Origin of the sequence: Marinoscillum sp. MHG1-6 (assembly GCF_024714475.1) — a bacterium.
GTDB lineage: Bacteria > Bacteroidota > Bacteroidia > Cytophagales > Cyclobacteriaceae > JAMZMI01.
In genome coordinates this window covers 219,632-244,022 of record NZ_JAMZMI010000001.1, presented here as the reverse complement: position 1 = coordinate 244,022, position 24,391 = coordinate 219,632, and the positions used below count along the sequence as shown (strand labels likewise).

Annotated in this window: 25 protein-coding genes; 10 read left to right on the top strand and 15 right to left on the bottom strand. The window is 44.1% G+C overall.

Annotation, left to right across the window (positions count from 1 at the left end; all coding sequences use genetic code 11):
• The gene (locus tag NXR94_RS01120) at positions 1 to 330 is read right to left on the bottom strand and encodes a (2Fe-2S)-binding protein (protein ID WP_258102714.1); all 330 of its coding nucleotides are present in this window, start codon (positions 328 to 330) and stop codon (positions 1 to 3) included.
• Positions 331 to 350: 20 nt separating this feature from the next.
• Here NXR94_RS01120 and NXR94_RS01115 point away from each other — a divergent pair, with 20 nt between their 5' ends.
• Positions 351 to 1,601, top strand: a complete 1,251-nt coding sequence (locus tag NXR94_RS01115) for a hypothetical protein (RefSeq protein WP_258102713.1) — start codon at positions 351 to 353, stop codon at positions 1,599 to 1,601.
• Between the two features lies 1 nt (position 1,602).
• Here NXR94_RS01115 and rodA read toward each other — a convergent pair whose 3' ends face one another.
• The 14 genes from rodA to NXR94_RS01045 all read right to left on the bottom strand — a co-directional run bounded on the left by rodA (position 1,603) and on the right by NXR94_RS01045 (position 15,459).
• Positions 1,603 to 2,871, bottom strand: a complete 1,269-nt coding sequence (gene rodA, locus NXR94_RS01110; RefSeq protein ID WP_258102712.1) for a rod shape-determining protein RodA — start codon at positions 2,869 to 2,871, stop codon at positions 1,603 to 1,605.
• On the bottom strand, positions 2,861 to 4,747 hold the full coding sequence (locus NXR94_RS01105; protein ID WP_258102711.1) for a penicillin-binding protein 2: 1,887 nt from the start codon (positions 4,745 to 4,747) through the stop codon (positions 2,861 to 2,863). The genes rodA and NXR94_RS01105 overlap by 11 nt, the downstream gene beginning before the upstream one ends.
• Positions 4,747 to 5,256, bottom strand: coding sequence for a rod shape-determining protein MreD (gene mreD, locus NXR94_RS01100; protein ID WP_258102710.1), 510 nt, complete (start codon positions 5,254 to 5,256; stop codon positions 4,747 to 4,749). Before mreD ends, NXR94_RS01105 begins: the two co-directional genes overlap by 1 nt.
• Positions 5,253 to 6,071 carry a rod shape-determining protein MreC gene (mreC, locus tag NXR94_RS01095; protein WP_258102709.1) on the bottom strand — a complete coding sequence of 273 codons (819 nt, stop codon included), beginning with the start codon at positions 6,069 to 6,071 and terminating at the stop codon, positions 5,253 to 5,255. The genes mreD and mreC overlap by 4 nt, the downstream gene beginning before the upstream one ends.
• A gap of 7 nt (positions 6,072 to 6,078) precedes the next feature.
• Positions 6,079 to 7,107, bottom strand: coding sequence for a rod shape-determining protein (locus NXR94_RS01090; RefSeq protein WP_258102708.1), 1,029 nt, complete (start codon positions 7,105 to 7,107; stop codon positions 6,079 to 6,081).
• Between the two features lie 63 nt (positions 7,108 to 7,170).
• Positions 7,171 to 8,697, bottom strand: coding sequence for a bifunctional phosphoribosylaminoimidazolecarboxamide formyltransferase/IMP cyclohydrolase (purH, locus tag NXR94_RS01085; RefSeq protein WP_258102707.1), 1,527 nt, complete (start codon positions 8,695 to 8,697; stop codon positions 7,171 to 7,173).
• 104 nt (positions 8,698 to 8,801) lie between these two features.
• Positions 8,802 to 9,374 (bottom strand): phosphoribosylglycinamide formyltransferase, encoded by a 573-nt coding sequence (locus NXR94_RS01080; protein WP_258102706.1) that lies wholly within the window; start codon positions 9,372 to 9,374, stop codon positions 8,802 to 8,804.
• A 7-nt stretch (positions 9,375 to 9,381) separates the two neighbouring features.
• Positions 9,382 to 10,245 (bottom strand): geranylgeranylglycerol-phosphate geranylgeranyltransferase, encoded by an 864-nt coding sequence (locus NXR94_RS01075; protein ID WP_258102705.1) that lies wholly within the window; start codon positions 10,243 to 10,245, stop codon positions 9,382 to 9,384.
• The gene (locus tag NXR94_RS01070) at positions 10,242 to 11,027 is read right to left on the bottom strand and encodes a Rossmann-like and DUF2520 domain-containing protein (RefSeq protein ID WP_258102704.1); all 786 of its coding nucleotides are present in this window, start codon (positions 11,025 to 11,027) and stop codon (positions 10,242 to 10,244) included. The genes NXR94_RS01075 and NXR94_RS01070 overlap by 4 nt, the downstream gene beginning before the upstream one ends.
• A complete protein-coding gene (gene ccsA, locus NXR94_RS01065; protein ID WP_258102703.1) occupies positions 11,024 to 13,543 on the bottom strand; it encodes a cytochrome c biogenesis protein CcsA in 2,520 nt (839 codons plus the stop codon). Before ccsA (NXR94_RS01065) ends, NXR94_RS01070 begins: the two co-directional genes overlap by 4 nt.
• Before the next feature lie 3 nt (positions 13,544 to 13,546).
• Positions 13,547 to 13,951, bottom strand: coding sequence for a cytochrome c maturation protein CcmE (locus tag NXR94_RS01060; RefSeq protein WP_258102702.1), 405 nt, complete (start codon positions 13,949 to 13,951; stop codon positions 13,547 to 13,549).
• Entirely contained in the window at positions 13,948 to 14,139 is a 192-nt protein-coding gene (locus tag NXR94_RS01055) for a CcmD family protein (protein ID WP_258102701.1), read from the bottom strand. The genes NXR94_RS01060 and NXR94_RS01055 overlap by 4 nt, the downstream gene beginning before the upstream one ends.
• Complete coding sequence (gene ccsA / locus NXR94_RS01050) at positions 14,132 to 14,791, bottom strand: cytochrome c biogenesis protein CcsA (protein ID WP_374987994.1); 660 nt, start codon at positions 14,789 to 14,791, stop codon at positions 14,132 to 14,134. Before ccsA (NXR94_RS01050) ends, NXR94_RS01055 begins: the two co-directional genes overlap by 8 nt.
• A 14-nt stretch (positions 14,792 to 14,805) precedes the next feature.
• Positions 14,806 to 15,459, bottom strand: a complete 654-nt coding sequence (locus NXR94_RS01045) for a heme exporter protein CcmB (RefSeq protein ID WP_258102699.1) — start codon at positions 15,457 to 15,459, stop codon at positions 14,806 to 14,808.
• A 260-nt stretch (positions 15,460 to 15,719) separates the two neighbouring features.
• Between NXR94_RS01045 and NXR94_RS01040 the strand changes: the two genes are divergently transcribed.
• From NXR94_RS01040 to cysD, 9 genes are all read left to right on the top strand, one after another.
• On the top strand, positions 15,720 to 16,751 hold the full coding sequence (locus tag NXR94_RS01040) for an NAD-dependent epimerase (RefSeq protein ID WP_258102698.1): 1,032 nt from the start codon (positions 15,720 to 15,722) through the stop codon (positions 16,749 to 16,751).
• Between the two features lie 27 nt (positions 16,752 to 16,778).
• Positions 16,779 to 17,825, top strand: coding sequence for a dTDP-glucose 4,6-dehydratase (gene rfbB, locus NXR94_RS01035; RefSeq protein WP_258102697.1), 1,047 nt, complete (start codon positions 16,779 to 16,781; stop codon positions 17,823 to 17,825).
• 77 nt (positions 17,826 to 17,902) lie between these two features.
• On the top strand, positions 17,903 to 18,769 hold the full coding sequence (gene rfbA, locus NXR94_RS01030) for a glucose-1-phosphate thymidylyltransferase RfbA (protein WP_258102696.1): 867 nt from the start codon (positions 17,903 to 17,905) through the stop codon (positions 18,767 to 18,769).
• A complete protein-coding gene (gene rfbC / locus NXR94_RS01025; RefSeq protein WP_258102695.1) occupies positions 18,760 to 19,290 on the top strand; it encodes a dTDP-4-dehydrorhamnose 3,5-epimerase in 531 nt (176 codons plus the stop codon). Before rfbA ends, rfbC begins: the two co-directional genes overlap by 10 nt.
• Positions 19,291 to 19,312: 22 nt before the next feature.
• Positions 19,313 to 20,626, top strand: coding sequence for a UDP-glucose/GDP-mannose dehydrogenase family protein (locus tag NXR94_RS01020; RefSeq protein ID WP_258102694.1), 1,314 nt, complete (start codon positions 19,313 to 19,315; stop codon positions 20,624 to 20,626).
• On the top strand, positions 20,623 to 21,564 hold the full coding sequence (locus tag NXR94_RS01015; protein ID WP_258102693.1) for a UDP-glucuronic acid decarboxylase family protein: 942 nt from the start codon (positions 20,623 to 20,625) through the stop codon (positions 21,562 to 21,564). The genes NXR94_RS01020 and NXR94_RS01015 overlap by 4 nt, the downstream gene beginning before the upstream one ends.
• Positions 21,565 to 21,576: 12 nt before the next feature.
• Positions 21,577 to 22,833 (top strand): nucleotide sugar dehydrogenase, encoded by a 1,257-nt coding sequence (locus NXR94_RS01010; RefSeq protein WP_258102692.1) that lies wholly within the window; start codon positions 21,577 to 21,579, stop codon positions 22,831 to 22,833.
• Positions 22,834 to 22,875: 42 nt separating this feature from the next.
• Positions 22,876 to 23,472 (top strand): adenylyl-sulfate kinase, encoded by a 597-nt coding sequence (cysC, locus tag NXR94_RS01005; RefSeq protein ID WP_258102691.1) that lies wholly within the window; start codon positions 22,876 to 22,878, stop codon positions 23,470 to 23,472.
• Between the two features lies 1 nt (position 23,473).
• Complete coding sequence (gene cysD, locus NXR94_RS01000) at positions 23,474 to 24,379, top strand: sulfate adenylyltransferase subunit CysD (protein ID WP_258102690.1); 906 nt, start codon at positions 23,474 to 23,476, stop codon at positions 24,377 to 24,379.
• The last annotated feature ends 12 nt before the right edge of the window (positions 24,380 to 24,391 follow it).

Below are 24,391 nucleotides of genomic sequence, written 5' to 3'. Positions count from 1 at the left end.
CTAGTCGGAATAATTGATTCCCGGGAATTTATTTCGATCCGGCACCCTGATTTTCAGGCTGGAAACATCTTTTGAAATGAGGCATTGGCAGGCTAGTCTTTCATTTTCAGGCAACTTTCCTAATCTCCTCCATTTTAGCTCGGCTTCGGTCTCATGGTTAAGCTGTTCTCCCCCATGCAGAATTTGTGCTGCGCATGTTGTGCACATGCCTCTTCCGCCACATGTGGACATCCAATCTGTCTCCGCACTCAAAATGTCCAGAAGTCTTTCTGTTTTCGTTTCACAATGAATAGCTTTACTATGCAGATTTTCAATAATTACCTCTGGCATTTCGTTAGTATTTTTACTTCATGCAAAAGAAACCAAACGAATCTTTTATTGATCAATATAGCCTCAGCTTTTCTCAAAAGGTAGCTGGGGATTTTTTTAAGGAGAAAGACCAGATTATTGGTCAGGAAATCCTTTCGGTGACCCCATCCAAGCAAATTAACTTCTTTGTCCTAAAAATCCTATTTGAGAAATGGCAGGAAGAAATGAAGCAAATGGAGAGTCCTTATTTTGATTTTAAGGATGCGGAGGTTAGAAAGGAACTCATCACATTTATGAATGTCCTGTCCAAGAAAATCAGCATGGGGCAGGAACATTTTCAGGGTTTGTTAAAGGAAAGTGTATCACAAACGCTCACACTGTTGGCTGACCCTTCAGCATTTCTTAAGGAAGAGTATAAGGGGAAAGAGAGCATCGTGCTTACCGAGAAGAATGCCAGAAATTTACTGAAATACCTCAAAGTGTTAAAGCAGGAAATCACCGATTTGTTTTCCGGGCATCTGGATGCGCCTGCTGAGCAAATGTTGGACGCGAGTGGTGATTACTTTGCTGAACAGGATTTGGCCGAAGTCTTGGAGTCAGAGTTGGGATTGATCGCGAGCGTTTTACCAGTCTCGTTTGAGGATCTTGTTGGCTCTGAGGAAGAGGTGAACGGACCGGTTTCAGAGGATGATGTGGATTTCGAAGGTAGTTTTTTCGAATCGGGGGAGCTTTCAGGTGAATCATTGGAGGATGAAGATGTAGCTGATTTTGAATCGTCCGAGGAAGAGGACTTAGAGGAGGATTTTGAAGAGGAGAAAGCACGAGCGTTTGAAGAGCAAGATGAGGATGAATCTGATTTGGATGATGAAGAGTCTGAAGAGCAGGACGAAATGGAAGTTTCTGATGAATCTGATATTGATGAAGATCAGGACGAAGCATTGGAAGATGATGTCAAACCTTTGAACGAGGCATTAGCAGAGGAACCCCCGAAAATTGTCAATCAGGCATATGAGAAGCAGGAGAAGGTAACGCTTGCAGAGAGCATGGAGCATTCCAAAGTGAGTAGCATTATGCAGGCCATCTCTGTGAATAATAAATTCATGTTTGTCAAAGAGTTATTCGATGATGAACGTGAGGTATTTGAGGAAGCGGTAGAAATGATCGAAGGGTGTTCATCTTTCGATGATGCCGTTGAGTTGTTGGTGCAGGATTATGCCAAAACCTACGAGTGGGACATGAACAGTGATGTCGTGAAAGAACTCCTCAAAGTAGTTTTTAGAAAGTTTAGATAAGCTACATCCTCTGAAGTACGTTCATCCTGTTGGCATCCAGCTTTAGAAAAATAAATAGCAGGATGGTAAAACCCCAGAGTGAAGAACCCCCATAACTAAAAAAAGGAAGTGGAATACCGATTACGGGAAACAGCCCGATGGTCATGGCTATGTTCACGGTGAAGTGGAAGAATAGTATGGACATAACACCATACCCATAGATTCGGGCGAATTTGGATTTTTGTCTTTCAGCCAGAAAAACCAGTCGCAGAAACAATGCGGTAAACAAGACAATAAGTAAGGTACTTCCTATCCATCCTTGCTCCTCTCCAATCGTACAGAAGATAAAATCGGTGGTTTGCTCTGGTACAAAATCGAACTTGGTCTGGGTACCTTCGAGATAGCCCTTTCCGCCGAATCCACCTGATCCAATCGCGATTTTGGACTGAGTAACATTCCAACCAATGCCTAGCGGATCCGCGTTAGGATTGATCAATGACATCACCCTTTTTTGTTGATGTGGCTTCAATACATCCGAAAGGATAAAGTCAACACTCTTGACAAAACCCCCGGCTATAACTGCTCCTATGAGGATAACCGCAATTTTTTTCGGATCCTTAGCCATTAACCCAATCAATAGGGCTGTGATCACGACAATAATAATAAACAGGACCACCTGATCGAGTAAAAGTGTCAGTAGGAAAAGTAACACTACTCCAATGGCAACCATCAAAATTACCGGATGCATCCCTTCTCTGAACATCACCAAAATCAGTCCTCCAAAAACCATGGCCGTACCGAGGTCTCCCTGGAGGACTATTAAGATGAGTGGTAACATAAGAAGCCCCACACCGATCGATTGTGACTTTAAGTTGTCAGATTTTCGGTTGGTTTTACTCAGGAAGCGGGCCAATACAAGAGCAGTTGCGAATTTGGTGAATTCTGAAGGTTGAAATTTGAAAGCGCCGAGCTCAAACCATGATTTGGATCCCGCTACTTCTTCACCGAAGATCAAAACAGCAATAAGGAAGAAGATCATGACTCCGTAAACTGCATATGAAATGGTGGAGTAGATCTTAAAGTCCAAAAGCATGATCAAAAGTACGAGGATGGCGCTGGTACCAATCCAGATCAATTGCCGCCCGGAGCTCATTTTCAAACTAAAGATTCCTTCAGCAATGTCGGGGTCATAATCAGCCGCATAGATATTCAGCCAACCTCCAATAATAAGAAGGATGTAAAAGCTGATGGACAGCCAATCCAGTTTATATATCAGCAGGTTATCCCTCATTATTCTTCTTAGATTCGCTGTTGGTGGCTGGTTTCACGCTTCCGGCACTCGTTGTATCTACCGTTGTTTTCTTTTTGACAGGTTTGAAGTCAGAAAAATCTCCTTTCAGAACGTACTCCTCAATCCAAGGCCGGGAGATCTCACCTTTCAGGTATTTTTCTATCACAAGCCCTGCTGTGGAAGCAGCTGCTCTTGCTCCCTGTCCGGCATTTTCAACATAGACTGCTACAGATATTTGCGGGTTGTCCTTTGGAGCAAATGCCATAAAACCTGAGTGATCCTCTCCATGTGGATTTTCAACCGTACTGGTCTTTCCACATACGATAATATCTGTAATTCGTGCTCTGAAACCAGTTCCCCTTAGCACTGTATTTTCCATTCCGCTGATAACCGGCTCAAAATATTCCGCATTGATATCGGTATGTTTTGCTGCATAGCCACGGGTTGGCTCGCCATCAATTTCTCGAACGATATGAGGTGTGTAGTAATATCCTCTATTTGCCAGGATAGCACTGAGGTTTGCCATTTGAATTGGAGTCACCTGAATTTCTCCCTGGCCAATACTTAAAGAGTAGATATTTGAAAATTTCCATCTATTGGTTCCGTAGACGCGATCGTAATAGGCTACCGTGGGCACATTGCCACTTTTTTCTCCGGGCAGATCCACTCCCAGCTCGCTTCCCAGCCCAAACTTTCGGACCTGATTGTTCCAGTTTTCCAAACCGATTCGAGAGTCAATGTAGACATTGGGGTTTTTGTCCTGTAACATCACTCTTCTAAAAATCTTATATAAAAAGGTGTTCGAGGAAAGTGCAATGGCACGGTCTACGTCATAGATGCCCTTGGGGGCGTGGTCACCCATAGGGCTGTAATCACACATGATTTTTTCATAAGGACCTAATACTCCTTCCTGCATGGCGATCAAAGTTTGCACCGTTTTAAACATCGAACCTGGAGGATACATAGCCTGGATTGGTCGATTGAAAAGTGGCTTGAGGCTATCTTCCTGAAGCATTAAATAGTTTTTGCCCAAATCCCTGCCGCTAAGTAGGTTCGGATTGTAAGAAGGTGCGGAAACGTAAGCCAGAATCTCTCCGGTTTTAGGGTCAAGTGCCACCACACTACCAACCTTTCCTTCCATTAGGATCTCCGCATATCGCTGCAATTCAGAATCAATTGTTAGGTGAATACTCTTTCCGGGAATGGAAGAAGAGTCCAGTTCTCCGTCTTTGAAGGCACCTTTTACAACACCCTGAACATTGACGATTTTGTAGCTCATGCCACGCTTACCTCTCAGGGCATTTTCGTATTCCAACTCAATCCCTTTGATGCCAGTGTAATCACCGGGATGGTAATATCCACTTGTGTCTCGGTCGAGCTGATAGCGGCTTATTTCCCGAACATAGCCAAGCGCATTGGCCAGTGTGTTCTCCGGATACTCCCTAACTGTTCTGGGAAGCGGGTATAGCCCCGGGATATTCACCAGCTCATCCTGAATACGTGCGAATTCATGATTTGGAATCTGGTCCTGCAGTTTTGAGGAAAGAATGGCTGAATACCTTCTGGCCTTTTGGTATTTCATCATGAAGGTCGCATGGTCCATGCCGATGAGTTGGCAGATCTTAGCTGAGTCAGCAAGATTCAGCTCTTTCGGGACAATCATGAGATCGTATACCGGCGTGTTGTACACGACCAGTTTTCCATTTCGGTCATATACCAATCCACGATAGGGATATTCTACTATTTTTTGGATGATGTTATTTTGAGCCGCCAGCTTATAATCGTCATTCACAATCTGAATAGAAAAAAGCCGGATGGTAAACACCATCGCAATGGCCAGAATCAGGACTTGTATGACGATACGTCTACTGCTCATTACTTTCTTTCTGTTGGAGCTAAAAGCAAGCTCAATGAAAACACGGTTATAAAAGTATAAGCGCTACTCAACAGGATTTTGTTCATTAAGATGACAAATTCTGTGAATCCATTGTTCTCAAGAACGAAAATAATGGTGTGATGCAGGGTGATCAATGGTAATAAGAACTTGACGCTGCCCCAGCCTTTGAGATCATTCCAACTCAGGTTAGGCTCCTCATCCTCACCGATTGCAAAAGAATACCAGTAATCTTTCACAAAGGTGATAAGAACCGTAGCAGCAGCGTGGATTCCCGGGGTATTACTAAAAACGTCGATTACCAGGCCGGATAAAAACCCGATAATCATCGTGAGGTTTCGGTTTAACCCTACCGGCAAGAAAAGAATGAATCCCAAATAGAAAAAACCAAAGGCCTTATCAAATAGAATAAACTTATTGATCAGGGGAATCTGTAAGATCAGAAAAACGAACAGATGAATGACTTGCCTTATGTAGTTTATTCTGATCATTCGTTCATCAGGGTTTGTGTTTCCAAACTGTCCTGCTCCACGGCCAGGTTGTTTTTGATGACATAGGCATAGTCCAAAGAAGTGAAGTCGACACCCAATTTTACCTTAGCCTGGTAAAAGGCATCTTTTTGGTCCAGCTCAAAGGAGGAAATGGTTCCAATAAAAATCCCTGAAGGGAAAACGGCATTGTATCCTGAGGTGACAATGCTATCCCCTTCGATCAATGGTATGTGACGCGGAATAAACTTCAGCTCTGCCTCGTAAGGTGAAGCTCCATCCCATTGCACGGTGCATAAAGTATTTGATCTTTTTATGCTACTTGAGATCATCAGATTTCGGTGCAAAAGGGAGATGCCGGTTGCGAAATTTTGTGATACGGACTTGATCCTTCCCACAACTCCGGAAGAGGATATGATGCCCATTCCCGGTTCTAATCCACTCCCGGATCCCGCATTAAGCGTGAAGTAATTTTGAGACCGCTGGAAGGTGTTACTGATGACTTTGGTCTGAATGTATTCAAACTGTTGAATGGAGTCCTTTTGAACATGCGTCGAGTCAAGGACTATCCGGGCTAATTCATTTCTTAGGAAAGTGTTTTCTTTCAGGAGCTGTTCATTAACTCTTGAAAGGCTTAAGTAATCTGAAGTATTGCTTGCCGCCAAGTTGATGTTGGCCGCTAAAAAATTACTTGAGTTTAAAAAAGAAGCATTGACCCGCTGATTATATGATATGATCAGCCATGCACAAACCGCTTCCAGTAAAAGAAAAAACCCAAAGGTTCTAAACCGATATAGGAAGTTGAGAAGGTTTCGCATCTAAGCCTTATGTCATTAAAACCGGCTTGTAAGCATTCAGATTTTTAAGCGCTGAGCCAGTTCCACGAACCACTGCTCTCAATGGATCCTCTGCAATATGGATTGGTAATTTGGTTTTCATAGCCAACCTCTTATCCAGTCCTCTTAATAAAGCACCACCACCGGTCAGGTAAATACCATTATCATAGATATCAGCAGAAAGCTCGGGAGGAGAAATTTCCAGGGCTTTGAGCACTGCTTCCTCTATTTTAGAAACCGACTTATCGATAGCGAAGGCAATTTCACTGTATGAAATCTTGATCACCTTCGGTATCCCTGTCATTAAATCACGACCTCTGATCTCAAAATCCTCCGGTCCGTCATCCAACTCTGTCAGCGCTGAGCCTACCTCTATTTTAACTCTTTCAGCCGTTCTTTCACCTATCAGAAGGTTGTGTTGTCTTCTCATGTAATCCAGGATGTCCTTGTTGAAAGAATCACCTGCTACACGGATTGACTGATCACACACAATACCACTCAAGGCGATTACCGCAATTTCAGTAGTACCACCCCCGATATCTACCACCATGGAACCAATCGGCTGCTCAATCTTGATGCCAATACCTATCGCCGCTGCAATGGGCTCATGGATCATATAAACTTCCTTCGCGCCCGCATGCTCCGCACTATCCCTTACGGCTCTTTTTTCTACTTCAGTAATACCGGACGGGATACAAATCACCATGCGGTGAGAAGAAGGAAAGAACTTGTTATTCGCAGACTCGATCATTTTGATCATACCACGGATCATGTGTTCCGCAGCATGGAAGTCAGCGATCACACCATCTTTCAGGGGACGAATAGTTTTGATATTCTCGTGGGTTTTTTCATGCATCTGCATGGCTTCCCTTCCGATAGCCAAGACCTTGTTATTGTTTTTATCTATGGCAATAATCGATGGTTCGTCTACCACGATTTTGTCCTTGCTGATGATAAGGGTATTAGCTGTACCCAAATCAATGGCTATGTCACTGTTAAAGAAATCGAAAAACCCCATGTGTTGCGCGCTAGTTTTTTAGGTGCGGAAAGTTACGAATATAGTGGTAATTGCAAATGTTTACTAGTGTTTGAAATGTCGTGTGCCTGTGAACACCATTGAAATGCCATGTTCATTGCAATAGTCAATAGAAAGCTGGTCTTTTACCGAACCCCCTGGTTGAATGACAGACTTGATTCCTGCCTTATCAGCGATTTCTACACAATCCGGGAATGGGAAGAAAGCATCTGATGCCATGGCAGCTCCATTCAGGTCAAAGCCAAATTTCTTTGCTTTTTCGATAGCTTGTTCCAAAGCATCCACCCTTGATGTTTGTCCTACACCGCTGGCGAACATCTGACCATCCTTAGCAAGGATAATGGTGTTCGACTTGGAATGCTTACAAACTTTGGAAGCAAAAAGAAGATTTTCAATTTCACTATCTGTAGGTGCCGTATTGGTGACAACCTTCAGTCCCTCTTTGCTGTCGGTTACTGAGTCAAAATCCTGAACAAGCGTACCGTTCAACATGCTTTTGTGGATCAAAGCACGGTCCCATGATTTTTTCTGAACAAGTAAGATGCGGTTTTTCTTGCCTTGAAGTATTTCAAGGGCGTCCGCAGTAAATCCGGGAGCAACCAATATTTCAAAGAACAGGCTGTTCATTTCTTCTGCCGCAGCTTTGTCTACCTCTTTGTTGGTGATAAGCACCCCGCCAAAGGCAGAGACAGTGTCAGCCGCGAAAGCCCTTTGGTAAGCTTCTTTTACATCACTACCGGTCGCAATACCGCATGCGTTATTGTGCTTCAGGATGGCAAATGCCGTCTCTCCCTGGAATTCAGCGATCAATTGAATGGCAGCTTCAATATCTACCAGGTTGTTATAAGAGATTTCTTTTCCGTGGATCTGATCAAAGTAAGGCGCTGACTCCTGGTAGAAAACTCCCTTTTGATGCGGATTTTCTCCATATCTCAAAACCTTTCCTTTTCCGGCACTTAGCTTGAAAGAAGGGACTTCATTCTCGCCATTCAGGTAGTTGAAGATGGCTGAGTCGTAATGAGATGAAGTATCAAACGCTCGGGTTGCAAACAGTTTTCTATCTGCAAGACTGGTTTCTCCATTTTTGGTTTCCAGTAAGTTGAGCAGGTCAGCATAGTAGTCTCTTGAGCTTACAATCACTACATCCTTGAAGTTCTTGGCTGCTCCTCTAATCAGTGCGATACCTCCAATGTCAATTTTTTCAATGATGTCTTCTTCACTGGCCCCGCTGGCTACCGTCTCTTCAAATGGGTAAAGGTCCACAATCACCAGGTCAATGGAAGGAACCTCAAACTCAGCCTTCTCTTTTTCATCACCTTCGTGACCTCTTCTGTGTAGGATACCACCAAATATTTTTGGGTGAAGTGTTTTAACGCGACCTCCAAAGATGGAAGGATAGTCTGTCACATTTTCAACAGGTGTTACATCTATGCCTTTATCTTCAATGAATTTCTGAGTACCTCCGGTAGAATAAATCTTCACTCCAAGGTCGTTGAGTTTTTCAACGATAGGGTCAAGACCGTCTTTGTAGAATACTGAGATTAGGGCCGATTTAATTTTTACTTCACTCATGGTTGTTACAAAAAGGTGAGGCCGGAATGGTTGATAGTCAATAAGTTCTGTGAGTTTGCCCGACCCCAATCAAACAAGCCGCAAAACTAAAAACTTATCTGCTTTTAAACCTTGTAATCGGAGATGTATTGTGCTATAACTGCCGGAAAATGTTCGTATTCCAGCTCATGAATTTTTGAAGCCACGGTTTCCGGGGTATCATTTGGGGTTACCGGGCATTTGGCCTGAAAAATATGTCGCCCCTCGTCGTAGTTTTCATTTACAAGGTGGATGGTGATGCCTGTTTCTTGTTCTCCATTTGCGACGACGGCCTCATGAACATGGCTACCATACATTCCTTTTCCGCCATATTTGGGTAATAATGCGGGGTGGATATTTATGATTTTATTCGGATAGGCTTTAATCAGATACTCAGGAACTTTCCATAGAAAGCCTGCCAGGACAATGAAATCGATCTTGAAGGCCGAGAGCTTATCTAAGAAATTTTCTGAACTGAACTCCTCTCGATTGAAAACAACAGCGGGTACCCCAAGTTTCTTGCTTCTTTCCAGAACAAAGGCATTAGGCTTATTGCAAAACACCACGCATGGCTTCAGCAGGGTCCCCTCAAATTCCTTGATGATCCTTTCGGCATTCGACCCGCTTCCTGAGGCAAAGATGGCTATGTTGATATCCATTAGATAGTTAAATGATGAGCATACTGATTAGGCCCGTAAAGATGATGAGATTTGTGAAATCAATCAGTCGGCTATAGTCCCTTTGTTTATCAGCTTTGAATAATCGGAAGCTGAACCATACGAAAATGGGAAATAATGCAAGAAAGTAGTAGCGCACTGGCCAGCTGTTTACCAGGATCAGAAAGGAGATGAGGGCAAATGATCCTCCGGCTATTACGATATAAATAAAAACTTTAGCGCCGCGGATACCCCAGACGAGGGGAATGGATTGAGCGCCAAAAGTAGCATCTCCCTTTACGTCTTCCATGTCTTTGATTACCTCTCTAATAAGGATGATGGTGGCTGCAAAAATGGAGTAAGCGAAAACCAGAGGGTCATTTCGGTCCAGGTAGATCAGAACTACGAGCAGTGAAAGCCCCGACAGCGCTGCGATGACCAGGTTGCCGACAACTGGGATCCTTCTCAGGGAGTTGGAATAATACCATAATAAGAAACCCGAAAGTAGGTGTACTATCCCGAGCGACATTTTGAGGTAAAATCCCAGCACAATACCACCTAAGGTGAGTGCCAAATGTGCCGCCATGGCCAGTCGTCGTCGAAGCCGGGTGCCTACGACCACCTCCTTTGGGCGGTTGATCATGTCAATTTTCTGGTCATAGTAGTCGTTTATAATGTAACCGCCTGCAGCGATGGCTAACGTACTCGTCACCATGAGAAAAAAGGATAGGGAATAAATGATCCCTGGCTTGTCCGTAAAATCTGAAACCAAAAGAAGAGCTGTTAGATACTGCGTACTCCCAATAATGAAGAGATTGGGTAGGCGACTAGCTAATAAAAATCCAACGAAATCGTATTTGAGTAGACGATTCAATGCTTGAGCTTTTGAGCGATTAAGTTACTCAAGAGATCGTACATCTGCTGAATTTTTGGCTGATCTTCCAGCATTTTAAGATGTGATTGAATAATTTCCTGATCCCCTCGGATCGCCGGTCCGGTCTGAGCGGCTTTCGGACTAAGTTCAAGTGCTTTTTCCGTGGTTTCCCTAATCAGGTGCTCCAGAACGAATAGGTCCAAACCAGCTAGCTTAAGTTGCTCCTCAGAGATCGCATAAAGCAAATTGGTAAAGTTGTTGGCTATGACTGCAGCGAGATGAAGTCTTAATCGCTTCTCGCTCGAAAGTGGGTTCACTTTTCGGGATATCCGGGAGACGATAGTTTGCAACCGTTGAAGGCTTGGTTCTGAATTTGTTTCAATGAAAAATTGTACTTCGGAATAATCTAACGTTTTGGATTTGGAAAAACTCTGAAGCGGGTAAAGAACCCCATGGTCTTTGATCCCCGATTCCTTTAACAGCTCCATCGGTTTTGAACCTGAGGTATGCACGACCAGTGTCCGTTCAGAAAATTGAAGCGCTCCCGATACAGAAGCAATGGCATCATCAGACACAGCCAGAATAACTAAATCCAAATTTTTGGGAGATGGCGCCTCCAGCGGAGAGATGATTGTCTGCTTACTTAAAAAGGGAATAAAGTCAGATAATTTTTCCGTGTTTCTTGCAGCCAAAAATATTGGTGGGCATCCAGACTTGTGAAAGGCTTTTGCGAGATGAAAAGCTAAATTTCCAGCGCCGATGATGCCTATTGACGGATTCATTCCATTCCCTTATCACGCATTTTTACAAACTCGGTGTAGCGACGATTCGTGGCCACACCAAATCCAATCACCAATAGTAAAGTACCCAGCCATAGGATATTGATCCACGGTTTTTCAACCGCCTCTATGATGATCCAGTCCTTCTGTGTAGTGCTCACCCCAAAAACAAAGCTGTTCTCCTCAGGTAAGATACTTTGCACCGTGATTTTGGAAGCGAGATCATTTACGACATATGGAATTCTGCCCGCCATTTTGTCTTTGATGATGTAGATGGGCTCGGCCTGGTAGGTCTTGTTTTCACCTTGGATCTCAATTAGGGTTTTAATAGCAAGGTCACCATCTTTCATCGCGACACCAGCTACCTCATCGAGGGGCTCCATGCTCACAAATTTGGCCACATAGTCATTGATGAAGAACGTCATTCCGGGCTCCGCCTTTACCTCCTTGACCTCACTCCAGTTGGTTTCTGATTCCGGATCGGGGAAGGTTCTGACATGGGTATAGAGATCGGCTGTTACTGTCCGATTAATATCTGGTGAATAAACCAGCATATCCATGGACTCATTCATCTGAAGTCGTGGAAACAACGTAAAGCTTGCGCCTGAATGCTTTTGGTATTCCACCTCGAAATAACTGTTTTCGGGGTTGAAAATGTCAATGGTATCTCCTGGCTGTAGCATTTCTCCGGTGCTCGTTTTCGTCTCACGGGCGATGATGATTTCCAAAGGAGAAATAGCCCCTTCAATGTCATTGAGATCAACGTAGCCGTAGTCTTTGCTAAGTTTTCTAATTCCCTTGTAAGTCAGGGAGTAATCGGCCATTTGGCGAGGCTCATTCAGGAAGAGCAACAGATTATTTTGGTTCACCTCATCCGGAAACTCTTTACTCCAGACCAAACCGGTGTTGTTCTTAGACAGGATTTTGGAATAGCCTGAGGAGAACAGAATTCCCAGCAGCATGAATGCCACACCAATGTGGGTGATGGCCCCCCCTGATAGTTTGATGTTTGATTTGGCAACAGAGAGGAAAATTTTGGTGTTGGCTACGACTGAATACACAGAGGCGGTGAGCAATAGGATATAACCGGCTACCTGTATTTTGAAGATGACTATGATTAAGGCCGATAAGATCAGCGCGATCATCACAGGGGTGCTGAGCTGTTTTTTGAGTTCGGCTCTGTCCATCTTTTTCCACCAGAAGAATTGCCCGGTACCGGAAAGCAGCGCAATGGCGACAGCAAAGTACAGTTGAAATTTGGTATAAAATTCTACCTGCTCAGCGGGTGGAGCCAGGTTGGAGTTGCCGCCAAAGAATTCAATGATCTCATTCCACACAGGGATAGAAGTTGGGATGATCACCTGAAAGGCCATCAGGCTTAAAGCAGTGGCTCCAATGAAAATCCAGAACTCTCGTGAGTAAGCGGACACCTCCTCTTTTGCTGAAGGGATGGAAGGCCAGATTCTGGCTGCCACCACTATTGAAAGGATGATGAAAACAAAAAGGTAGATCAGCAACTGACCGGAAAGACCCAGGTCGGTAAAGGAGTGGACCGAAGCATTGCCAAGAATACCACTTCTAGTCAGGAAGGTGGAATATACAATCAACACATAGGTGGTAATTACCAGAATGATGGATGCCTTGAGTGCCGTTTCATTCTTCTTAAAGGCGATCATCGTATGAATGGCTGCCACCATCACCAGCCAGGGTACATAAATGGCATTTTCCACAGGGTCCCAGTTCCAGTACCCTCCAAAGTTCAGGGTTTCATAAGCCCAATAGGCACCCATCAAAATTCCCAAACCAAGTACGGCTGCTGAGAATTGTGCCCAGGGTAGTGCGGGTCGTATCCATTCTTTGAACCTTCCTGTATAAAGTCCTGCCAGGCAATAGGCAAACGGAATAACTGTAGTAGCAAAACCCAGGAAAAGGGTCGGTGGGTGGATTACCATCCAATAATTCTGAAGTAGGGGGTTCAGCCCACGGCCATCTTCGGGGATAAAGTTGGGATCAATATCGAAGATAGGATCGCTTACTACATCTCTTAGTAACATAAATGGAGAGCTTCCGATCTTCCCTCCGAATATCACAACGCCCATGATCATAGATACCAGGAAAACCTGTGTAAATGAAAAGAACATCATCATCGGAGCCTTCCAGGTCTTGTTTGTTTGGATCAGGATTACACCCAGTATGGCATTCCAGAACATCCAAAGCAGGAAGGAGCCTTCCTGACCATTCCAAAAACTTGAAATCTGGTAGTAAATTGGAAGGTATTTCGAAGTATAGCTAAAGGCATAATGATACTCGAAATATTGTTGGTTGATAATGAGGAATAAGGTGGTACATACTCCCAAAATCGCCATCACATGAATGTAGTACATCCATTTGGCGAAACCGGCCCATGTGGATTCCTGATTGTTAGTGGATTTCCAGAAGGAAAATGTAGCAAGTAAAGAAGTAACAAAGGCCACTATGACAAGCAAGTGGCCTAAATTTCCAATGAGAAGATGCACCATTTCTTAGACGTTAACTCCCTCTTCCTGATATTTTGATGGGCATTTAAGTAAGATCTTGTCGGCAATGAATTTGCCATTTTCATAGGAGCCTACCACTACCACCTGTTCTGACCTCAAGAAATCCGTCGGCATAGGGTTAGGATGAAAAACCTCTTGCTCGAAGTTATTTTCATCGAGCATGGTAAACTTGAATGAAAGCATATCCGGGCTTGTTTGAATACCCAGGATGTCTCCGTTTTCCGCTTTTTTCAATGTACCAACCACATGGATTTTGTTTTTATTTCCATGGTCGTACATCTCTTTAGCTTCTTTGAAAGTTACATAAGCACTGGCATCTCCCGCTGTGGAAATGATCACAATGATGGCCACGGCGATCACCAGAATTCCGATGATATGTGTTTTTTTCACTTTTCCTTGTCTTTTAGTTCTTCCTCGATTTGACCGATCTTCTTATCTAAGCGAAATAGATAAAAAAACATTCCCAAAAGGATGATCAAAATGATGGCTATGACTACATAAATTTTTCCGTCACTTCGAAAAGTGTCGGCCATAGGCACCTGTAATAACAGTGATAGTATGGTTAAAAGATTAATCATCAAGCTGATGGTTGATATTTTGTAATTTGATTCTAATGCTCGCAATCCAGAACCCGAGCAAGGTCCATCCGATCACTGCCGGATAGAAAACAGTTCTTAACCGGCTATCCAGGTCATAGCTGTTGAAGCCGGGGTTTCCACCATTTCCCGGATGAAGACTATCCGTTAATCGGGGCAGGATAAACAGTAAGGGGATGATGGCTGCGAAGGCAAAAATGTTGTAGACCGCAGAAATTTTAGATCGCTGCTGCTCGTCCTGAATCGAACCTCTTAGGATGAAATATGCAAAGTAAATCAGGAGACCGATGGCAGAGGCATTTTGCTTTGGATCACTGCTCCATGGCTCACCCCAGGTAAAGGTCGCCCAAAACATGCCGGTCACCATCCCCAAAATCCCAAAGAAAACTCCTACGGTAGCCAGGCTTTGGCTCATTGTATCATTGATTTGCTTTCCCGAAGAGAGGTATTTGATCGCATGAATGACTGATCCCATGAAAAGGAACAACATTCCGAACCACATGGGTACATGGAAGTGAAGCACCCTTATCGTTTCATTCAAAATGGGTAATCGAGGTGTGGGCATAAGCAGTCCGGCGATGACTACGTAAATCAACAATATGGCACATGCCCATTTCCACCAATTCGTCCTCAAAAGATATTGCATAGCTATGATTTCCAGGTAAATGGAAACAAGATAAAAGTCAGCGCAATGATAATCATATTCACACTCACGAGCGCAATGAAGTTGGTGGATATGTCTGCCCAGCCACCGCCTAAAATGACCATTTTAGAGTTGGAAATGGCGAGGATCAGTACCGGAATAATTACCGGGAAACCTAAGATGGCCATCATGATCGACTGGTTATTGGTCTTGGAGGCCAGGGCCGAGATCAATGTAAAGGCACTGGACAACCCAAGCGACCCCACGATCAGGTTTAGGTAGAACAATGGAAGATTGCCTGTCGGCCCTCCCAAAAACAGCGAAAAAGCCATTAATGCAATGGCGAGCAAAATCAACTGATACACGCAGTGATAGACCAGCTTGGCCAAAATGATGGCTATGGGTTTTGCTGTGAAAAAGTAATATAAAGATCGGTCATCCTCCTGGATAAAGCTTTTGGCAATGGCATTTACCGAGGTAAATAACAGGATGGTCCAGAATAGGGCATTCCAAACCTCCGGTTCTATGAAGTTAGCGAATGACAGGTAGCCGATGATTACCAGTACAATAATATAGAGGATAAGTCCGGCTACCGGGTAGCGGTTTCTCCAATCGACTTGTAAATCTTTTTTTACCAGGGCAATTACTTGGTCCATCATCGCCGCAAATTTATAACCTTATGCTAAAATCGGAGTTCGATATCAAAACACTCCAATACTGTCATATCGCAATGCAATGGAGGTATCTTCCTGGTATTTTGCTAGCTCCTACCTGATTTTGGCTCACCATAAAGAGGAGGAACGTTTTTCATAAGATCAAAAGGGCAGTGTTGGAGTGTTTTTAGAGTTTATTAATCGAACTTAGGTTAAGGCATTATTGTATTACTTTGGCCTGTCTTATAAGAATGCCATTACTTTTCATGAAGGAACTAAAGATAGAAGCGCAGCCGATACTAGTGACGGGCACTGCAGGGTTTATAGGATTTCATCTAGCCAGAAGGCTATTGAGGGAAGGTCACCAGGTGGTGGGGATAGATATGGTCAATGATTATTATGATGTGAATCTGAAGGAAGATCGTTTGAAGTTGCTGTCCGAATTTGATGGCTTCACTTTTTATCGATTCAACCTGATGGAGAAAGAAAGGCTTTTTGAATGCTTTGAAAAACATCAATTTAATTATGCTGTGAATCTGGCAGCACAGGCAGGCGTCAGGCATTCTCTCACCCATCCTCAGGATTATGTCGATTATAACATTACGGCTTTCCTGAATATTCTTGAAGCTTGTCGGCATTATGGGATTAAACATTTGGTGTACGCATCTTCGAGCTCGGTTTACGGAGCCAATACGACCCTCCCCTTTTCTGTAAAACACAATATTGATCATCCGGTCTCTTTGTATGCCGTTTCCAAGAAGACGAATGAATTAATGGCCCATGCCTATTCCGTAAATTATAAGATCCCTACTACAGGTTTGAGGTTCTTTTCCGTTTATGGGCCGTGGGGCCGTCCGGATATGGCGCTATTTATTTTTGCAACTAAAATGCTCAAAGGTGAATCTATAGATGTCTACAATCATGGAGACATGCTCAGAGATTTTACTTATATAGATGACATCCTGGAGGGAATCGTCCGGCTACTGCCAAATTCGTCCTTGCCCGATCCGAAGTGGAATTCTAACAACCCTAATCCTTCTACCAGTTTTGGGCCATACAGGATATTTAATATTGGTAACAACTCTCCTGTAAAATTGATGGATTTTATCAGAGCCATCGAGGAGGTAATCGGTAAAAAGGCGGAGATCAACTTCCTGCCCTTACAAATCGGGGACGTTCCGCAGAGCTTTGCGGATGCGACTGAATTGTATGAAATGGTTGACTTTAAGCCTTCTACTACGGTGGCTTATGGCATGAAGCAATTCCTGGATTGGTTTAGAAACTATTATAATGTGTAATTTCGTGGCCGGAATGAAGCTATTCAGATGAGTAAAAGTATATTGATAACGGGCGGAGCGGGTTTCATCGGTTCGCATGTGGTGAGGAGGTTTGTCAATGAGTATCCCAACTACAAGGTTTACAATTTGGACAAATTGACCTATGCGGGAAACCTGGAGAACCTGAAGGACATCGAAGGGAAGGATAACTATGAGTTCATCAAAGGGGACATTTGTGATGGCCCTTTCATCGTTTCCTTATTTGAGAAATATGATTTTGACGGGGTGATCCATTTAGCGGCGGAGTCGCACGTAGATCGTTCGATCAAAAACCCGATGGCTTTTGTGGAGACCAATGTCATTGGAACAGTGACCTTATTGAATGCCGCTAAAAATGCCTGGCAGGGAAAGGAAGGGAAAAGATTTTATCATGTGTCCACTGACGAAGTTTATGGTGCCCTCGGTGAAGAAGGATTTTTCCTGGAAACAACTCCCTACGATCCTAAATCGCCCTACTCTGCATCGAAGGCATCTTCCGATCATTTCGTGAGAGCCTATCAAAATACCTACGGGCTTCCTGTGGTCATTTCAAATTGCTCCAATAATTATGGCCCCAATCATTTTCCGGAGAAGTTGATTCCGTTGGTGATTAATAATATTCAGCAAAAGAAGCCCATCCCTGTTTACGGAAAGGGGGAAAATGTACGCGACTGGCTCTATGTGATCGATCATGCGAGAGCTATTGACGTGATCTTCCATAAGGGGGAAAATGGAGAAACCTATAATATCGGTGGATTCAATGAATGGAAAAACATAGACCTCGTTCGTCTCTTGTGTAACATTATGGATGAGAAGTTGGGGAGAGCAGCAGGTGAGTCTGAAGGGTTGATTACATATGTGACTGATCGGGCCGGTCACGACTTACGCTACGCCATAGATGCTACCAAGCTGAAAAACGAATTGGGCTGGGAACCGTCCTTACAGTTTGAAGAAGGTTTAGAAAAGACTGTGGATTGGTACCTCAATAACAAGGAATGGCTGGAAGATATCGTTTCCGGGGATTATCAAAATTATTATAAAGACCAGTACCAATAGACCATTCATGATTTAAGGCCTGTCTGAAAAAGGTCTATCAATGAAGTCAGCGATTTTGACAATAAAAAACAAGTAAAATGAAGGGAATAATATTAGCGGGAGGATCAGGGACGAGACTGCACCCATTGACCTTGTCAGTGAGTAAGCAGTTGCTTCCGGTTTATGATAAACCGATGATCTATTACCCGTTGTCTATCCTTATGCTCTCCGGCATTCGCGAAATACTGATCATTTCTACTCCAAGAGACCTCCCCTTGTTTCAGCAGATGTTGGGTGATGGGAAATCATTGGGCTGTGAGTTTAGCTATGCTGTCCAGGAAAAACCCGAGGGATTGGCACAAGCCTTTTTGATTGGAGAAGAATTTATAGGGAATGATAAGGTGGCGCTCGTGCTGGGGGACAATATTTTCTACGCTTCCGGCCTCTCAAAAAAGCTTCAGTCCTGTGTTGATCCGGATGGTGCGGTCGTTTTTGCTTATCGCGTGAATGACCCTGAGCGATATGGGGTGGTTGAATTTGATAAAGAAGGAAGAGCACTTTCCATTGAAGAAAAGCCTGCTGAACCCAAGTCGAATTATGCGATCCCGGGACTTTATTATTATGATAATGAAGTGGTGGATATCGCTAAGAATATTAAGCCAAGTGCAAGAGGGGAGCTGGAGATTACAGAGGTAAATAACCGATACCTGCAGAAGGGGAAATTAAATGTTATGCCGCTTGATCGAGGCACGGCCTGGCTGGATACAGGCACGATTGACTCATTGATGCAGGCGGGTGAATTTGTGAGAGCAATTGAAGAACGACAAGGCCTGAAGATTGGCTGTATAGAGGAAATCGCGTATAAAATGGGATTCATTAATGAAAAGGAGCTTTTGGGACTTGCCGAACCCTTGATTAAAAGCGGATACGGAGAATATCTAAAGAACGTATTGAAATGGAAATAATAAAGACTCCACTTCAGGATTGCTATATTATCAAAGCGAATTTGTTTGGGGATGAGCGTGGTTTTTTTATGGAGTCCTTCAATCAAAAGAACTTACAGCAAGAAGGAATCGACTTTGATGTGAAGCAAGTCAACTTTGCGAAATCTTCAAAGGGAGTATTGAGAGGGTTGCATTATCAAAAGGGGGATTATTCACAGGCAAAATTGGTAGGCGTGGTCTCAGGATCTGTGTTGGATGTGGTGGTGGATATCAGACCAGAGTCCGAAACCTATCTTCAGCACTTCAAATTAGAGATAAATTCTCCGGACATACTATTTTTGGTGCCTCGTGGATTTGCCCATGGGTATAGGGTGCTGGAGGATGATACCATATTTCATTATGCGGTAGACAACTTTTATGCTCCGGATCAGGAAGGTGGCATGAGATACGACGATCCAAAACTGAATATAGATTGGGGCTCAGGCCTTGATGAGGTGCTTGTGTCAGCCAAAGATTTGGTGCATCCATTGATTGAAATTTGATTACAAAAACTTGAATATATAAATGAAAATTGCCGTAGTAGGAACCGGATATGTAGGCTTAGTGACAGGGACCTGTTTTGCTGAAACAGGAAATCATGTGACCTGCGTGGATATTGATGAATCAAAAGTTAACAAGCTTAAGGGAGGTAAAATAACCATCTATGAGCCTGGATTAGAAGTGCTTTTCGAAAGAAACGTACGCCAGGGGAGATTGGATTTTACTACAGATCTTAAAGAGGGAATCGAGGGTGCTCAGATTATATTTCTGGCCTTGCCAACACCTCCGGGAGAAGATGGAAGCGCTGACCTAAAGTATGTGCTTAAAGTAGCCAATGACCTCGGTCCTATCCTTAAGGACTATACGGTAATTGTTGATAAGAGCACTGTGCCGGTTGGTACGGCAGATAAGGTGACTGCTGCAGTTGCCAAAGGTGCAAAAGTTGATTTCGATGTGGTATCTAACCCTGAGTTTCTAAGAGAAGGGGTAGCAGTCGAAGACTTTATGAAGCCTGATCGCGTAGTGATTGGTGCCGAGTCTGAAAAGGCCCAAAAGGTGATGGAAAAGCTGTACACACCATTTGTACGTCAGGGTAATCCGATCATCTTTATGGATGTGAAATCTGCAGAATTGACCAAATACGCAGCTAATTCCTTCCTGGCAACCAAGATCACTTTCATGAATGAAATCGCTAACATGTGCGAGCTACTGGGAGCAGATGTAGATATGGTAAGAAAGGGCGTAGGCACGGATACCAGGATTGGTAAGCGATTCCTTTTTGCGGGTATCGGTTACGGTGGAAGCTGCTTTCCTAAGGACGTTCAGGCGTTGGCTAAATCAGCTGATGAGGCGAACTACGATTTCAAAATCCTGAAATCTGTGATGGCCGTGAACAGCATCCAAAAAGAGAAATTGGTAGACCCATTAAAAGACTACTTTGGTGGTGACTTAAGTGGAAAAACCGTAGCGATTTGGGGGCTGGCTTTCAAGCCGTATACTGATGATATTCGTGAGGCACCGGCATTGGAAAACATCACCAAATTGTTGAGCCTTGGCGTAAAGGTGAAGGTATATGATCCGGAGGCCATGGAGAATGTGAAGGAGATTTTTGGGGACAAGATCTATTTTGCTCACGACGAGTACGATGCCCTTGAGAGTGCTGATGCGTTGATGATCATGACGGAATGGCCGGTTTTCCGCACTCCGGAATTCGACAAGGTGGCAACATCCCTTAAAAACAAAGTTATTTTTGATGGTCGTAATCTTTACGATTTGAATCAGATGCATGAGCTAGGATTTGACTACTTCAGCATTGGGCGAAAAACCATCAAAAAATGAAAAAGAAAGTTCTAATTACAGGAGGTGCGGGTTTCTTGGGCTCCCATTTATGCGATCGGTTTTTAGCCGAAGGCTATCATGTAGTGGCGATGGATAACCTGATCACTGGTGATTTAGCCAACATAGAACATTTATTAAAAGACAAGGATTTTGAATTTCATCATCACGATGTTTCAAAGTTCGTTCACGTGCCGGGTGAGCTGGAATATATCTTACACTTTGCTTCACCTGCCAGCCCGATAGATTATTTGAAAATGCCAATCCAGACCATGAAAGTGGGCTCGTTAGGTACACATAATTGCCTGGGATTGGCGAAAGCAAAGGGTGCACGCATGTTGATCGCCTCCACTTCGGAAGTCTATGGTGATCCATTGGTTCATCCTCAAAAGGAAGACTATTGGGGGAATGTGAATCCCGTAGGTCCACGCGGAGTTTATGACGAGGCCAAGCGCTTTCAGGAGGCCCTGACCATGGCGTATCATACCTTTCATGGACTGGAAACAAGGATCGTCAGGATCTTTAACACCTTTGGACCGCGTATGCGATTGGATGATGGCAGGGTGTTGCCGGCTTTTATTTCTCAGGCATTGAGAGGGGAAGACCTGACAGCCTTCGGAGACGGAACCCAAACGAGATCCTTCACCTATGTGGATGATTTGGTGGAGGGTATTTATCGATTGCTGCTGTCTGATTACACAGGTCCGGTCAACCTGGGGAACCCTGAAGAAATTACCATCAATGAATTTGGTGAGGAAATCCTAAGACTCACCGGAAGTAAATCCAAAATCATTTATCAGCCACTTCCTAAGGATGACCCGAAACAGCGAAAGCCGGACATCTCTCTGGCAAAGGAGATTTTGGACTGGGAGCCGAAATTTTCACGTGCCGAAGGATTGAAGCCGACGCTGGAGTATTTCACCAAAAAGGTGCTAGGCTAAACGAATAGCTGGATGGACTACCGGGTTGCTGTCATCGGTCTTGGATATGTTGGATTACCACTGGCAGTAACTGCGGGAAGACAGTACCCGACTGTCGGGTTTGACATTAATTCCAGACGCATTGCCGAGCTGGAGCAGGGCGTTGACAGGACGAAGGAAGTGGATGTTCAGGAACTTTCGTTAGCCAAATCCCTCAAATTCACATCGGATTCAAAGGATCTTGGAGAGGTGAACTTCTACATTATCACCGTCCCCACACCTATTGATGCTAACAAAAAACCGGACCTGCAACCATTAGCGAAGGCAAGCGCAACGATTGCGGGGTGTTTAAAACCTGGCGACATTGTCGTTTATGAGTCTACGGTGTATCCCGGATGCACGGAAGAGTTTTGTGTTCCGATTCTTGAAAGGGAAAGCGGCCTTAAATTCAATAAAGATTTTTATTGTGGTTATTCCCCTGAAAGAATCAACCCCGGAGATAAGGAGCATCGCCTGACCAATATCCTGAAGGTGACAAGTGGAAGCACGCCAGAAGTAGCTGAAAAAGTTGATAAGTTTTATCATTCGATCATCGACGCAGGGACTTTTAAAGCCTCAAGTATTAAGGTGGCAGAAGCGGCCAAAGTCATCGAAAACAGCCAGAGGGACATCAACATCGCCTTTGTCAATGAGCTGGCACATATCTTTCACAAAATGGGGATTGATACCCGGGAAGTACTGGAAGCTGCCGGCACCAAATGGAACTTTCTCCCGTTCACACCGGGTCTGGTCGGTGGACATTGTATAGGGGTGGACCCATACTACCTCACCCATAAATCTGAAGAGCTGGGATATCATCCGCAGGTAATATTGTCGGGAAGAAAGATCAATGATCATATGGGGGCAGAGGTGGCACAACGTACCATCAAACTCATGTCTCAAAAAAAGGTGCTTGGACCGAATGCTAAAGTGCTGATATTAGGGCTCACTTTTAAGGAAAATTGTCCCGATATACGCAATACCGGAGTGATTGAAGTTCTGAATGAGCTAAAGAGTTATGCGATTGACGTGGACGTGTATGATCCTCATGCCGATCCCGGGGAAGCGAAGGAGGAATACCAGGTGGACCTGATCTCGCAGATGGATCCGGGTCATTATCAGGCAATTATTCTAGCCGTAGCTCACAATGAATTTAAAGCCCTTCCATGGGCTGAAATTAGACTTAACACAGAAGTAATCTTCGATGTCAAGGGGATATTAAGTCCCGATTTAGTAGATTCGCGCCTCTAAAGCTTTAATTATTAGGCTTTTCAAATAAAGCACATATTTCCAGTGGACCACAGAGAAAATATCATACCTCACGACCATGCCATTAAATTGGAAGATCGCATTCGAAAGAATGGCTATCGTCCGAAATTAATTTGGTTTACAGGTCTTTCAGGGTCAGGTAAATCTACCCTGGCCAGCGCATTGGAGACCTTCCTGTATAATCAGGGACTGAATACCTACATTCTGGATGGGGATAATATCCGTTCGGGTCTGAATAATGACCTTGATTTCGGGGATGCCAGCAGAAAGGAAAACATCCGACGTATTGCAGAGGTATCCAAGCTTTTTGTCGATGCCGGCCTGGTGGTGATGACTGCGTTTATCTCTCCATTTAGAGAGGACAGACAAATGGCCAGGGAGCTGGTAGGTGAGGACAATTTCATTGAAGTATTTATTGATACCCCGCTGGAGGTATGTGAGCAGCGCGATGTCAAAGGTTTATATGCCAAGGCGAGAGCAGGGAAGATCCCTAATTTCACCGGGATAGATTCACCTTTTGAAAGACCTGAGAATCCTGACATCCATGTAGAAACCGCTGGAAAATCCGTTGAGGTTTCGTTGAAAGAGATTATTGACCAATTATTATCAAAAATAAAATAGCATGAGCAGCTATAATCTTACTCACTTAAAAGAGTTAGAAGCAGAATCTATTTATGTGTTGAGAGAGGTTTTTGCGCAGTTTGAAAATCCTGCCATTCTTTTCTCAGGAGGTAAAGATTCAATTGTGGTTACCCACCTGGCAAGAAAGGCCTTTCACCCGGCTAAAATTCCGTTCCAATTGGTTCACATTGACACCGGACACAACTTCCCGGAAACCATGGATTTCCGTGATAACCTGGTTGAGGAATTGGGGGCAAAATTGATCGTCGGTTCGGTGCAGAAATCAATCGATGAAGGAAAGGCCGCTGAAGAGCGAGGTAGAAATGCCAACAGAAACGCGATCCAGACGGTGACCCTATTGGATACCATCGAAGAAAACCAGTTTGACGCCTGTATCGGAGGAGCGAGAAGAGATGAGGAGAAGGCCAGAGCAAAAGAACGTTTCTTTTCTCACAGAGATGAGTTCGGACAGTGGGACCCAAAAAATCAGCGACCTGAGCTTTGGAACCTGTTCAACGGTAAGCATCATCATGGTGAGCATTTCCGAGTGTTCCCTTTGAGTAACTGGACAGAGATGGATGTTTGGCAGTATATCCTTTTGGAGAACATTGCGATTCCATCCCTTTACTTTGCGCATGAAAGACAGGTGATCCGAAGAAGCAACACATGGCTTCCGGTTTCAGACCATATTCAGGTAGATCCTAAAGAAGAAATTGTAACGAAAAAGATCCGATTCAGAACCCTGGGAGATATCACCATCACCGGAGGAGACGAGTCAGATGCTGATACCCTTGAGAAAATCGTAGAAGAAGTAGCTGCTGCGCGCCAGACGGAAAGAGGAAACAGAGAGGATGATAAGCGCTCAGAGACTTCAATGGAAGACAGGAAGAAGCAGGGGTATTTTTAGCAGTTGGCACTG